This is a genomic window from Pedobacter mendelii (assembly GCF_014635725.1).
Classification (GTDB): Bacteria; Bacteroidota; Bacteroidia; order Sphingobacteriales; family Sphingobacteriaceae; genus Pedobacter; species Pedobacter mendelii.
The window spans coordinates 76,366-90,737 of record NZ_BMDJ01000007.1; the positions used below are offsets into that span (position 1 = coordinate 76,366).

General features: G+C 33.5%; 7 protein-coding genes. 3 read left to right on the plus strand and 4 right to left on the minus strand.

All coding sequences use genetic code 11. The features are described from left to right. Positions 1-57 precede the first annotated feature (57 nt). Positions 58-1,395 carry an APC family permease gene (locus IEV50_RS12980; RefSeq protein WP_188414993.1) on the minus strand — a complete coding sequence of 446 codons (1,338 nt, stop codon included), beginning with the start codon at positions 1,393-1,395 and terminating at the stop codon, positions 58-60. Positions 1,396-1,399: 4 nt separating this feature from the next. On the opposite strand from IEV50_RS12980, the gene IEV50_RS12985 reads away from it, so the two are divergent. The 3 genes from IEV50_RS12985 (at position 1,400) to IEV50_RS12995 (ending at position 6,018) form a co-directional block, all read left to right on the plus strand. Beyond that, complete coding sequence (locus IEV50_RS12985; RefSeq protein WP_188414995.1) at positions 1,400-1,564, plus strand: hypothetical protein; 165 nt, start codon at positions 1,400-1,402, stop codon at positions 1,562-1,564. A gap of 396 nt (positions 1,565-1,960) precedes the next feature. Then, a complete protein-coding gene (locus IEV50_RS12990; RefSeq protein WP_188414996.1) occupies positions 1,961-3,829 on the plus strand; it encodes a DNA topoisomerase IV subunit B in 1,869 nt (622 codons plus the stop codon). A gap of 38 nt (positions 3,830-3,867) precedes the next feature. After that, positions 3,868-6,018 carry an ATP-binding protein gene (locus IEV50_RS12995; RefSeq protein ID WP_188414998.1) on the plus strand — a complete coding sequence of 717 codons (2,151 nt, stop codon included), beginning with the start codon at positions 3,868-3,870 and terminating at the stop codon, positions 6,016-6,018. Between the two features lie 8 nt (positions 6,019-6,026). Here the strand turns inward: IEV50_RS12995 and IEV50_RS13000 are convergent, their stop codons facing one another. From IEV50_RS13000 to IEV50_RS13010, 3 genes are read right to left on the minus strand one after another with little or no spacing between them, the layout of a single operon-like run. After that, positions 6,027-7,043 carry a YihY/virulence factor BrkB family protein gene (locus tag IEV50_RS13000; protein ID WP_188415000.1) on the minus strand — a complete coding sequence of 339 codons (1,017 nt, stop codon included), beginning with the start codon at positions 7,041-7,043 and terminating at the stop codon, positions 6,027-6,029. Positions 7,044-7,050: 7 nt separating this feature from the next. Beyond that, on the minus strand, positions 7,051-9,309 hold the full coding sequence (tamL, locus tag IEV50_RS13005) for a translocation and assembly module lipoprotein TamL (RefSeq protein WP_229746726.1): 2,259 nt from the start codon (positions 9,307-9,309) through the stop codon (positions 7,051-7,053). A 16-nt stretch (positions 9,310-9,325) separates the two neighbouring features. Next, a complete protein-coding gene (locus IEV50_RS13010; protein WP_188415010.1) occupies positions 9,326-14,320 on the minus strand; it encodes a translocation/assembly module TamB domain-containing protein in 4,995 nt (1,664 codons plus the stop codon). Between the last annotated feature and the right edge of the window lie 52 nt (positions 14,321-14,372).

The window sequence follows — 14,372 nt, forward strand, 5'->3', positions numbered from 1 at the left end:
ATGGCGGGGCTATCGAAACCTATTAGTACCACAATTGCTTTTCAAATGTTTTAAAAATTACTTTTTATTAAACCATCTCGAAATAAAATAAATTACAAGAAAACCAATAAAAATATATAAACCATTTAATGCTGCGCTCGGATCGTCGGCATAAATGCTAAAGGCAACAAAAGTGTAAGCAGCAATAAATATTGCAGGCAATATAGGATATAATGGGACAGTATAAATGGTTTTTTTGTCAATATTTGCGGTTCGTTTTCTTAAAATGAAAATTGTTGCAGCCGAGCTAGCCATACTAATACTTTCTAAGAAAATTGTATAGTTTAAAATCTTATCGAAGGTTTTAGCGTAGAAAATAATTACAACAGCAACAAGCGTAAACACAGTTAAGCTTATGGTTATTACCTCTGTTTTTTTATTTATTTTACTAAAGATTTTTGGTAACGCTCCCTCTTCGCCCATGGCGAACATTGCCCTTGGGTTGCTGAGTAGATTTACGTTTACATAGCCCATTACAGAAATAAAAATGATTACAGAAAGCATTTTAAAACCAGCAGGTCCAAATATTTTTGAGGCTAATATTGCCGCAATACTTTCTGCCGATTTTAATTCTTCAAAACCAATAACTTTTACATAAACGTAATTTAAGATTAAATAAAGTGACACAATAATTGTTAAGCCAATAATTATCGAACGTGGAATTACTTTTTTAGCTTCTTTAACTTCTCCACCAAAGTTGATGGTTTGTGCATAACCTGCATAAGAAAAAGAAACGGCAATTAAACATAAACCTAATGCTTTTCCATAATCAGACCAGGTTGGTAATGCACCACTGGTTGTTTTAAAAATAGGGCTTATGGTTTGGGTTTGGCCGCCAAAAAATATAGCACAAATTAAAATTAAAATTAATCCGATTTTAATTACGGTTAATGCATTTTGAGTTTTAGAACTTGCTTTTAATCCTAGTAGGTTAATTAGATAGAAAACCAAAATAGTTGTGATGGCAATTGTTACCCGATAAAAGTCAGTCTGCATATTTGCAGGTAAAACTATTTTACTTAAATATTCTGCACCAATTATTGAGATTGCAGCTACTGATGCAGCGCTTGAAATTAATACAATACAGTTAATTGCAAAAGCGATTGATGGATGATAAGCTTTTGAGAAAATTTTATAATAACCACCTGTTACCGGATAACGGGAACCGATTTCTGCATAAGTTAATGCACCACAAAAAGCTACAAAACCACCAATAACCCAAGCCAGATAGAAAAGTTCGGGAATTTGAGCTTTTGCAGCCACATTTACAGGCGTGCGGAAAATACCCATTCCGATAACCAGGCTGACCACAATCATGGATAAATCGAAGAGCGAAAGTTGCTTTTTTTGTTGCATTTAAATGAATAATAAATTAAAGGATGAAGATAGGGAAATTATGGAAGATGCAGGATGGATGATGGAAACTGAATATAATTTTAGTCTGGGCGGACAGGCTTTTCTTTTGATGTCAAAAAAAATACCAGTTGAAAATTTTCTACTAAAGTTTGTGGTTTGGCTTTGCTAAGCTATCCGAAAAATTTTTTAGGCCGGATTAAGTAGAACGGAGATGGGGTTATATGGCCTTTTTGGGTGGCATACCTTTATTTCATATATGATAAATGGATAATACACCGCCATCCTTCCATTATCCATCTTACCCTTTACATCTTCCATTTTTTCCCATCGCCTTTTTGTTGAAATTTTATTTTGCTACCCTCAAAGAATAAATCTATTATTGTATAATAATTTTTGCTAATTGAGATTTGTAAAAAGACAATATTAATATTTTTCGAATTCTCAATATCAAATCATTCCTAAACACTTGTCATGTTGAAAGTTAAAGCTTGCTCCGAACATCCCTCGGTATGGCTGCTTTGTGTTAAAGCAAAGTTCAATCAATCTGATAAAAATAACAAAATTTATGGCAGAAGTAATTTATAACGACGACAGTATTCGCTCATTAGATTGGAAAGAACACATCAGACTACGCCCCGGTATGTACATCGGTAAGCTTGGTGATGGCTCTGCGCAAGATGATGGAATTTATGTTTTGTTAAAGGAAATTGTAGATAATTCTATTGATGAGTTTGTGATGGGAAGTGGAAAAACCATCGAAATAACAGTTTCTGAGCAAAAGGTAAACATACGAGATTATGGTAGGGGTATTCCATTGGGTAAAGTTATAGATTGTGTAAGCAAGATAAACACGGGTGGTAAGTATGATAGTAACGCATTCCAAAAATCGGTAGGTTTAAATGGAGTTGGTACAAAGGCCGTAAATGCGTTGTCAACAAATTTTGTTGTACAATCTTATCGCGATGGTAAAACCAAAAAGGTTGAGTTTTCGAAAGGAGAAATTGTAAACGAGCAAGCGGTAATAGATACCACACAAAGAAATGGTACATCGATTACTTTTTATCCTGATGAAAGCATTTTTAGAAACTACCACTACATTCCTGATTTTGTAGAAAGCATGGTTTGGAACTATGTGTTTTTGAACACAGGATTAACAGTAAATTTTAACAATCAAAAATATTTCTCGGAAAGAGGTCTTTACGATTTGCTTTCTAAATTTAATAAGCCTGAAGAAATTCGCTACCCAATTATCCACATGATTGGTAACGATATTGAAATTGCTATGACGCATGGTCAGCAATACGGCGAAGACTATCATTCGTTTGTTAACGGACAACATACAACACAAGGCGGAACACATCAGGCTGCTTTCAGGGCGGCAGTAGTAAAAACGGTCCGTGAGTTTTTTAAGAAAGAATTTGAGCCGGCTGATGTTCGTTCATCTATAATTGCTGCAATTTCAGTTCGCGTACAGGAACCGGTTTTCGAATCGCAAACTAAAACTAAGTTAGGCTCTCAGAATATGGGCCCGGATGGGCCATCAGTTGCTACTTTTATTAACGATTTTGTTAAAAAGGAATTAGATGATTACCTGCACAAAAATGCTGATGTTGCAGATGCGCTTTTAAAACGTATTAATCAATCTGAACGTGAGCGTAAAGATATTGCCGGTATTAAAAAATTGGCAAACGACAGGGCTAAAAAAGCATCGTTGCATAACAAAAAACTTCGCGATTGTAAGGTTCATTTCAACACTACTCACGAAAAGCGCTACGAAACTACGCTATTTATAACCGAAGGAGATTCTGCCTCAGGTTCCATTACAAAATCTCGTGATGTTGATTGTCAAGCTGTTTTCAGCCTGAAAGGCAAGCCACTTAATTGTTATGAATTAACTAAAAAAGTGGTTTACGAAAATGAAGAATTTAACTTATTGCAACATGCTTTAAACATAGAAGATGGTTTAGAAGGATTGCATTACAATAACATTGTTATCGCAACTGATGCCGATGTAGATGGCATGCACATCAGGTTGTTAATGATGACTTTCTTTCTTCAGTTTTTTCCTGATTTAGTAAAAGCAGGACATGTCTACATTTTACAAACCCCATTATTTAGGGTTCGGAATAAAAAAGAAACTATTTATTGTTACAGTGATGAAGAGCGCCGAAATGCTATTGAAAAATTAGGGAATAAACCTGAAATTACTCGTTTTAAGGGATTAGGAGAGATTTCTCCTGATGAATTTGGTTTGTTCATTGGTAAGGATATCAGATTAGATCCTGTTATTTTAAAAGACCAAACTATTAAAAGTTTGCTGGAATATTATATGGGTAAAAATACTCCTGATAGGCAGCAGCACATCATCAGAAATCTGCGTGTAGAAAAAGACGAGGTACAGGAAGAACCTAAAATAATTGATGAAGTAGCATAAAATTCGACGTTGATTGTCGCGAAATTAAATCAACGCATTTGAAACCCACTAAAAGTTCAGCAGGAAAGTACCTGATAGTTGTATTTTTAATTTTAGTAATTTTTGGAATAACAGCAGGATTATTCATTAATTTTTCTAAAATACCACTCCTAAAATCAGTAAATAAAATTGTTCAGGTTCAGAATGATTTTACAAAACTCGATAGTTGTATTTTTAAACTCTATAATGCAGAAAATAGCTGCAGAATGTATGTGGTTAGTGGTGAACGCAGTTATTATAATCAGTTTGTAAGTGAGATTAAAGAGATTTCTTTAATCATGGATAAGATTAAACAGCAAAACCAAAATGAAAAAGCATTATCAAAAGAATCATTTGATAAATTAATAATTCAGAAGAAACTTAGAACTGTTCAGTTCATACTTTTAAAAAGATTATCAGATAGTCTAATCAATTTTTCTATACAGGTTGATAAAAATGTAGAAAAAATTAATCCCGAAAGTAGATTATTCACGTCAAGACGGTTTAAAAATATAATCAAAATAGATACTTTAAAATCAAAGGTAGTGGCGCAACCAAAAAAGAAATTTTTTGGTCGCATTTTAGCAGCTTTAAACGCTAAAGAAGATAAAGGTATTGATAGTTCAAAATCAACGATAATAAGAACAACTATTTCTGCTGATACAACATCAATAAGCCAAGCTTATAACAAAAAGCAGCTTAGAGCTATAAACGATTATTATTTAAATTTATATAGAATTAATAAAAAGCTGAAAGATAAGGAAAGGGGATTGTTGGAGGTTAACCATAAGCTAATATTAACAATTGTTAATGGATTAAAGGAATATAAATCGACGGAAAAAAAATATTATTCTTCAGTTCAGCAATTGGTTAGCTCAACTGCTTTCAGCACAGTAGAAAATCTCGATAAGTTCACATTGCTATTGCTTATTTTGGCCTCAGGACTCTTAATTATTGTGTTTTACACGATTTATAGCTTATACAAAAATGAAAAGGCATTGATAGAATATAGTAATAAAGCTTCACTATATGCCCTTTCAAAAAGTCGTTTTTTGGCAAACATGAGTCATGAAATCAGAACACCGCTCAATTCTATTGTCGGATTTTCGGAGCAGTTAACAAATGTAAATCTTGATAAGGAGCATCAGGAGCAAATTAATGCAATTAGAAATTCTTCCGTAATGTTGCTTGATGTTGTGAACGATATTCTGGATTTTTCTAAATATGAAACGGGTAAGGTTACTTTAGAGCAAATTACTTTTTCACCATATATTGCCATTTATGATGTTTTCGAAAGTATGAAAATTCAGGCTGACAAAAAGAAGATTGGCTTTGTTTTAAATATGCCAATTGAAAGAGACATTTTTATACTTGGCGATCCTTTACGTTTGAAACAAGTTGTTATGAATTTGTTGAGCAATGCGATTAAGTTTACCACACATGGAGAAGTAACTTTAAATGCAGAATTAATAAATACTGCAGGGAAAAATGCTCAATTAAAAGTTAGAGTTTCCGATACTGGAATGGGTATTAATCAAATAGATCAAAAAGTTATTTTTGATGAATTTGCTCAGGTTTATTATTCATCTACAAAAGAAAAGCAACAGGGTACAGGTTTAGGATTAGCAATTTGTAAAAAAATAGTTGAGTTTCAAGGTGGTACAATTGGGGTGATTAGTGAAGAAAAAAAAGGTTCTGTTTTCTATTTTGAATTACCATTTGAAATTACAGATAAAGTTAAACTTGAAAGCATTAATTCCTCAATTGGAATTGAAGATGTAGAACTTTTAAAAACCAAACGCGTGCTTTTAGCTGATGATAACATGCTTAATATTCTGCTTGCAAGTACAATTCTTAAAAAATATAAAGTTAATTTTGATGCCGCTTATAATGGAATGGAGGCTTACGAATTGTTTAACGAAAATACTTATGATTTAATTCTAACCGATATTCAAATGCCGGAAATGGGCGGGATAGAATTGACAAGAAAGATAAGGAGTAGCAAAGATGAATTGAAAAGAAATATTCCTATTTTAGGTGTAACTGCAAACGTAATGCAGGAAGATAGAAAAAAATATCTTGAATCGGGAATGAACGAATTGGTTTTAAAGCCATTTTTAGAAAAGGAATTGATAGAAAAGATGCTCCACTGTTTTAAGGTAAAAGTTTAATTTACAAATTAATCCTTAGGCGAATTAACGGTATCTTCAGGATGCTGTGGTGGTAAAACATCAACCTTTTTTTCTACAATAGTAATTTTTGTAAACACCGCATATTTGCTTGGCGAAATGCCACCATCATATTTTTCTGCGTAAGCTTGAGTAAATTCTGCACCGAAATAAAGTATAACCGAAGTGTAGTAAATCCAAAGTAAAATAATAATGATAGAACCTGCTGCGCCAAAAGCCGAAACCGTACTGCCTTTTTCGATATAAATTCCAATAAGATATTTTCCTAAACTAAATAATACCGCCGTAAAAAGCGCACCAATAATTGCAGATTTCCATCTAATTTCTACATCAGGTAATACTTTAAAAATTATGGTGAATACTGATGTAACGGCAGCAATGGTAATAACATTATTTAAAACTATAATAAGTAATGCCATTGTTTCATTGGCCACAGGTATAACATCATCGATTTTGGTTTCAGAAATTAGCGATACGAGTTTATCACCCAATCCCACAACTACACTGTTAACAACAAGCGAAACCAGAAGTAAAAATCCCATTGAAACGATTAACGAAAAAGACAATAATCTATTGGTTAGCATTTTTAACCAGCCTTTTTTAGGAATGGGTTTTACTTTCCAAATCAGATTAATACTATCCTGAATCTCAATAAAAATTGCGGTAGCACCTATAATTAAAGTGCTAATACCTATTATTAAACCAATAGTTGATTGGCCCGATTTGTTAGCATGTTCTACAAATCCCTGAATTTGGGTAGCGGCATCTTTCCCAACTAATTCAGTTATTTCTGTAAAAAACTTATCTCTGGTTTTCATTCGCTCACCAAAAAACAATGTTGCGGCAGAAAGTACAATTATTATTAATGGCGTAAGTGAAAAGATGGTATAATATGCAAGAGCCGCACTTAACTTCATTATTCTATCTTCTGCAAAACCTTTTCCGGCAGCTACTAGCAGATGATATAGTGCAATAAAGAAATGTTTTACCTTATGGATTACTTTCATCGAAAAATTAAAAAGGATAACCTATACCTATATTAAAAATTAAATTTTCTCTTCGCCAATCTTTATTTCCAAAAGCGATACTATCAAATACCCATCGTTGTCCTTCTGGTAAATAAGGTTTACGAACCGGAAAAGCTACATCCAAACGAATTACAAAAATTGTAGCGTCAACCCTTACGCCTGCTCCAGTACCAACTGCAAGTTCATTTAGTGCATTTTTAGCCTTAAATTCAGAACCTGGTCTTAGCGGATCTTCTTTTCTCAACCATACATTTCCTGCATCGGCAAATAATGCTCCATATAAAACACTAACTATTTTAAACCTAAGTTCCGAATTGAGCATTAACTTAATGTCTCCACCCTGGTCGGCAAATACAGCAGAATCTGCAACTTTAAATGTACCCGGACCTAATGCTCTGGCAGGAAAAGCTCTTAAATCATTACCACCACCTGCAAAAAACTGCCGCACAAAAGGCAACGAAGTACTGTTTCCGTAGGCATAACCATAACCCAGATTCAAACGGTTTGCCCAAATTAAGCTTTTATTAATTTTATAATAATTTCTAAAATCTGCTTCTAACCTAACAAACTGGGTTAATGGAATATTAAAAATTGATTTTTGATTTTGATCATTTTTTGGCGCAAACAAACCCCAAACGTTTCCACCAGTTTCAATCCCACCAAAGAAATAGGAATTATTTCTTCTGCTATCTTCCATTTGATTTGTATAGGTAAAGTTATAACTACTACCAATGATGAATTGATTTTCTAGTGTTGCTTTTAGCAATGGGTTAGTATCAAATAAACTATCTCTAACATTATCTGATGGGAAACTTGTAGAAATATAGCTTAGAGATATCGGATTTAAATTGTGTTCCTTGTAAATATTCTCTTTAAAATTGTAACCAAATTCACCTTTTAGCGCATGCAAAGTATATTCAGAACCACGATTAAGCATTTGGTACGATAGCGATGTTATCGTTTTTGGGATAAAAGCAGTAGTGGAATTTGGTTTGTAAAAAGGGACGATTAGTCTTGGGAAAGTTAATTTACCTTCGGCAGTTAAAGAAATTTGGTTTCTCCCTAAAGATGTTCCTCTTGTTTGGGTTTCAAAGCCTCCACTTAAACTAACATCTAATTGCTCTGCACCACGAAATAGATTTCTAGTAGTTTGCGTTACCTTCACTTCAGACCCAACAAAATTGTTTGATTTACTTGTTCCAGTTACAGAAAAGGTTAACGAATTTTTTTTGAGTGGGGTTAAGTAGATGTTTAAATCCATTTGGTCGTTCTTGAAACTATCCAACGGCAAAAATTCTGCTCTAACATCTTGAAAAGCACCAACATTAACCATTCTGTTTAACGATTGATTGTGATCTTTCCTATTATATAGTTCGCCTTTTTGGAAAAATACTAGCCTATCAAATAGCCTTGGTTTGAACGTATTTTTATCATCATAAATATAAAAGTCATTGTACTCAATCGGTTTTAGCTTTCTTAATATGCTATCTCTTCTTAATGAATAGTTGGGGTAAATATTTATATTTTTGATGGTATAAGGTTTCAAACCGGCATCAGGAGCGATGTTTTTTACTGCAACAGAAACATTTACTAAATTTTTTCCAATCGTACTGTCAACCTGCATAATTAAATAATCAGGACTGAAGTAGAAGTAGCCACGTTCCTTTAAATCATTATCGATTCTAATTCGTTCATTTTTATAAACGTCTAAATCATAAAAATCACCAACTTTTAATAAGCTCTTGCCTTTATTTTCGTTTATAATTTTGGTTAAAACTCCAGTATCGGCCGGAAAGTTTATTTTATTAATTTTATATCTATCTCCAGTATTAGCCGTGTAAATTGCCTTACCTTTTTTGTCTTTTACAACGGTATCACCCGTAACCTCAGCTTGTAAATAACCTTCACTTATTAAATAGCTCGATAAAACATCATTGTTGTATTTTAACTTTACTTCGCTTAATAAAACAGGTGGTTCGCCTTGCTTTCTTAACCAGTTTTTAAATCCTTTTGGTTTTTTTGGCTCGCCGGCAAGATTGTAAATACCAAGTTTATATTTTATCCCTAAAATTGATTTATTTGGTCGTGGTCTGGTTTTCGATTCCAAATCGGTTTTAATTTGTTTCTGATCATCAATTTTTTTTGATGAATCTGGATTTATGATAACTTCGGCGCCTGTGTATAAAACCTGACCCGGCTTTAACGATTTTGTACTGCTGCAACCTGCCCAAACTAAACAGGCCATTATAAATAAAAAGGGTCTAGTTAGTGGTCTCATTTTGTGCTTTCTCTTCAACGTTTCTTATTCTTCTAATTCTCTTCTTTTGAAATATCTCTTTAAATTTATTGTAATCAACTACAAGTGTAAAACCTAATCCGGTTTCAATAATTTGTCCTTGAACAATAACATCGTTTTGGTTACGTCTGTAAGCTCTTAATCTATACCTTCCATCGGCAGATAATGCATATTCTACATTCACGTTTCCTGCAATATTTGTCGATTTTTCTCCTGGTGCTTGCGGACCTTCTAATGCAAATGAACTACCAACCGTTACGGTTAATCTATCATTCAGCAGCTTTTTAGATAAGCCAATTTCTAAGTCGGTTTTTTGCTGCATTGAGCCTGAAGAGTAATCTTCGGATGAGTTTACACCGAAATTTAAATCTACACCCTGAATTAAATCAGAAGTTAAATTGTTAAGCTGCTCGGTAAGTAATTTACTCACACTTGAGCGGGCAAGAGTAGAAACACCGCCGCCACCACCTGCTAAACTTTGGAAAGGGTTATTTGCTATAAACCTGTTTAACGCGAGCAAAGCGAAAACTTGTTTATTTAACTCACTTTCATCACGATTTACATTTAATAATTTTGTGTAAACAATACCACCAAGTGCTCCACGTTCATTTTCTGGCAAATCAAGTTTGAAAGATATAATTGGTTTTAGTAATTCTCCTTTCATCATTAAATATACCTGAAATGGCAATTTCGTTTTCGCCTGAATGTTTGATGGATCATTAATTAAATCAATTGGCGCAGCATTAACTTCATATAAGGCGCTTAAGTTAACATTTGCTGTTGTTGGTTCACCAGTCCAAATGATGGTACTACCTTTAACCAATTTAAATTCTTTCTTACCCAATGGGCCAACAGATAAGTTATATGAACCATCATTAATTTCATACCTACCTGTTAAACTGATTTTACCACTTGGGTCCATTGTAGCATTTAAATTGGCTTCACCACGAACTTTAAGTGCATCTCCGTTTGATGGATCTACAACTACATTAAGTTCAGCTTCTGGATCTATTGATACATTGGCAACTAAATTTATTCCCTTAACAGGCGATTTACTGATGCTATCAACTTTTAAGGCTTTTTGACCGTTAAATGGTGGCGCATCGGCATCAATAAATTGTACTATTCCATCCTGATCGATGACTGACGGATCACTTGAAGGTAATGCAAAAAAGAACTTAGTTCCCTTATTTACTTTGACTGTCATGTTTACATCGGGTTGATTTAAATCTCCCCGAACTTTGATATTACTGGTTAAGAAAACCGTTCCGTAAATCAATTCGTTATTGGCTGCCGTAGAATTAATCGCTCTGAAATTATTCATTCTAATGTCCAATCCGAAGCGATAATTTTTATAATCCGTTGTGAGAATTTTACCGTTAATGGTAGCTTTTTGATTTAGTGAATCAATTAAAGTGAAATTATTAAAGCTGATGCCTTCATTAGTAAATGAAATTTTTTCGTTAGGCATACGGAAATAAGAATTTACATAGGCCACATTAATACCTGCATTGTTGAAAGTTAAATCGCCAAGAATTTTAGGCGCTGTTAAAGCCCCTTTTACAGAAAGTGCTCCTGTAAGTGTTCCTGTTCCGTTTTTTAACTGACCTTGTGATAAACTTTCGATATTTTTCATCTCAATTTTATCGATGTTAACGGTTAAATCCAATGCGCTTTGAGGAGCTGTATAATAGAAACCATTTACCCTCATTTCATGAACACCTGTAAGCGCCACATTTACTTCAAAAGCATTTGCTGTATTATTGTTTATCGCTAATCGTAACGTACCCAACTGGTCTTTTTGGTAACGCAATTGGTCGATTGTTAAATTTGCTTCAAATTTTGGCGTCGAAGCCAAGTCTTTAACGTTCGCTGTTCCATTCAATCTTCCTCCAACTAGCGTCGTATCTGTTTCGGCAAATTTGGTTAAGGTTTCTAATTGGAAATCTTTGAATTGTATAGCTAACGGTGCATTTGGCTGAGTTGGATTACTATTTATGGATAAGGATTGGCCGCTATTACTGATTTGAAATTGATTTACTAAAATGCCTGATGCACCAAATTGTATGTAGTTTTCTTGAGAAACAACCCATTTTTGGTAATCCAGCAAAAGTTTCTGTGGGTCTAAAGTAAATTTATAATCTTTATTTATAGATTGGAATGTTCCACCAATTACATATTTATTTTTAAGTTGTCTATCTCGAAGAAAAATATTTACACCCAAGTTGTTATTCGCTGCATCTCCACTTATTTCGGTGTTAAAAAGAGAGACTGATGGACTTTGCAGAGCTTTTACTGTTAAAGCATAAGCAAGTTTATTATTATCGTTATTGATGTTTAAAACCGTTGTATCTACTTTGAAATCTCCATAAACGACCTGCGGGAAATTCCCTTTAATTTGCAGACTATCTTTTTGTGTATCAATTAAGCCATAAAATTGCGACTGTTTAAAAACCGTTAATTCAGGTACAAACTGTTTTAATAATTTAGAATCGTAAACCTGAACAAAAAATCTCAAACGCTGATCAGGAATTTTTGTAACCTCACCAAATGCATAATATTTATTTATTTCGTTAATGATGGCATTGCTCACTTTCGTTAACTGATATTTACCATCAATTTTTGCAGAAAGAATTTCAGATTTTAATGTTAGTTCGTTAGCCGTTTCAGTAGTTTTTGCACGAACAGAAATGGTATCGATATTGATTTTTTGAGCGTCTTTTACAACCTGTAAACTGGTAATATCAACCGAACCATTTAAATAATCAGCATCAGCAGTTGTCAAATCTACTTTTACTAGGCCTGCTGCACTTAAAACCGTAGGACTGAAATTTAAGGCCTGAAGGTTAACTTGTTTTAAATTCAGATTGGCTTTAACTGCCGGATATTTGCCCGCCATGTTAACTTTAGCATCTAAAGCGAAATTTGCATTACTATCAGGCATGCTGCTTTTAATATTAATATTTTGATTGCTGTAGTTTCCGGCAAGGCTTAAATTACGATAAGTGTATTTGTTGTAATAAGCATTAAGCACCTTAGCATTAAATTTAGCATTGATTTTTTTAGGGTCTAAACCTGTTCCTACTACATCTGCCTTAACAGAAACTCTGCCTAATTTTGGTTGCATTTTTAGTAACCTGCCAACGTTAAAGTTATTCAGGTTGACATTTGCTTTATAACTTTCCCTGCCTTTTGGCCCTTTCATGGCTGCTGTTAAAACTGCACTACCCATATCCGTTTGGATATTCATGTTGGTGTTGAAGTCTGTCATAGAGCCTATAAATTTACCTTTCGCATTTATAACATTAGGCAATTCTATGCTTGGGGGTAACGATTTTTTAGGAACAACAACTAAAATATCGCCTTTAGTTAAATACAGTTTTTTGATGTTTAAATCGAGATAAGTTTTTTTAATATCGGGTAATCCTTTGGCAGTTCCACTAATATCAATTTGAGTATTTTTAAGTCCGCTGATTTGTAAACGGGGAATATTTAGGTTATTTAAATAGCCATTTACATCTGCATTTAACTTAATTTTTTCATTACGATAATTGGCAGGAATTGCTTCGCTGAAAAATCCGGCATCTTTTAAGCCAATCGTTGTATTTTTGAAACTTAAAGCAAGTTTTACTCTTTCAGGATGTTTTGTTAAATCATCCATCGATGTAAAATTCAGTTCTGTTGCATTTTCGATGTTTGTGTTTGGTGTTTTTAAAACGAAGTTGCTCAACTTAATTTGCTTATCGTTATAAACTGCATTTCCTTTCAGTTCATTTAAAGCAAAGCCACTTTTCTCTTTTAACGAACAATTTTTAACATTGGCTTTAATGCCAGCAGCACTATAACTTACATCGCCGGCACCAAAACTTAACCCAGAAATTTTAAGGTGATTAAAATCCATTCCTTTTGCCGTTGCTTTTGCACCAAGGTTATCAAACTGAACATTGTTATCTGCCAGGCTGATGTTTTTAATCATTAACCCTAAAGGAGATTTTTCGGGAACTACAGTATCTTTTACCTTTTTTAAATCGTTTGAAGGTGCTGGTTTAAAAGCAAAAAGAATATTAGATTTATTCAGCTTGGCATCATCAACCGTGTATTTGCTGTTAGTTAAATCTACTTTTAAATTTACCAAACCCAATTCGTTTACATCAGCAATTGCTTTGGTCGTCGAAATCTGGTCTTCGTAATTTACTTTAACATTATGAAAAGCAAAGTTTTCAACTTCAATTAAAGGAAGTTTGCCAGTTTCTTTTTGACTGCTGTCTACACTATTTGTTAGGTGCTGTGCGAGTTGTACTAATGGTTTTTGCTGTAAGTATTTTAAGGAAGTATTAGTTAAACTTAGTTCTTTGATTACATAATGCTGATTGGCCAAATCAAAATCTTTGATTTTTGTTTTGAAGGCACCCAGGTATAATTTAACATCGTTTCCTGCAACATCATCACGATAATTTATACCAATATCTTCGAATGAGACTTTATCAATAGAAAATTTAAGCGTTGATGTGGTGTCTTTATCAACTTTATCCTGAGGTTTTTTTTGGTCACTTGCAAAAGCATCTACCAGGAAAGAAAAATTGAAAGTTGTATCAGGGCTAATTCGCTTAACATTTGCACGTATGTTTTTTAGTTCGATATTATTTATCTCGACTGTATTTTTCAACAGCTTAAATAAGCTAATATCAATGGCTAATTTCTCTGCATATAATAAGGTATCACCTTTTTTATCTTCGATGTAAAACTTATTTAAAACAACGTCTTTCGGAAGCGCAATTTTTATGCTTTCAAGGCTAACTTCTGTTTTGGTTTTAGTTTTAAGGTAATTTATGGCTTTGCCTTTAACAAAATTCTGCACCGCAGGGATATTAAGTGATAAAGCCAAGCCAACAACAAGGATGATGATTGTGGCGATAACCCAGAGTAAAACTTTAAGACTTTTACGTACGTATTTATTCAAAACTGATTATGTTTGGTGATTTTTCAAATGCTAAAAGCATGCCATGAAATTA

Excerpts from the sequence above, each read along its gene's own strand:
- IEV50_RS12980 (WP_188414993.1), bottom strand. The coding sequence starts at position 1,395 with ATGCAACAAAAAAAGCAACTTTCGCTCTTCGATTTATCCATGATTGTG.
- IEV50_RS13000 (WP_188415000.1), bottom strand. The coding sequence starts at position 7,043 with ATGAAAGTAATCCATAAGGTAAAACATTTCTTTATTGCACTATATCAT.
- tamL (WP_229746726.1), bottom strand. The coding sequence starts at position 9,309 with ATGGCCTGTTTAGTTTGGGCAGGTTGCAGCAGTACAAAATCGTTAAAG.
- IEV50_RS12990 (WP_188414996.1), top strand. The coding sequence starts at position 1,961 with ATGGCAGAAGTAATTTATAACGACGACAGTATTCGCTCATTAGATTGG.
- IEV50_RS12985 (WP_188414995.1), top strand. The coding sequence starts at position 1,400 with ATGAATAATAAATTAAAGGATGAAGATAGGGAAATTATGGAAGATGCA.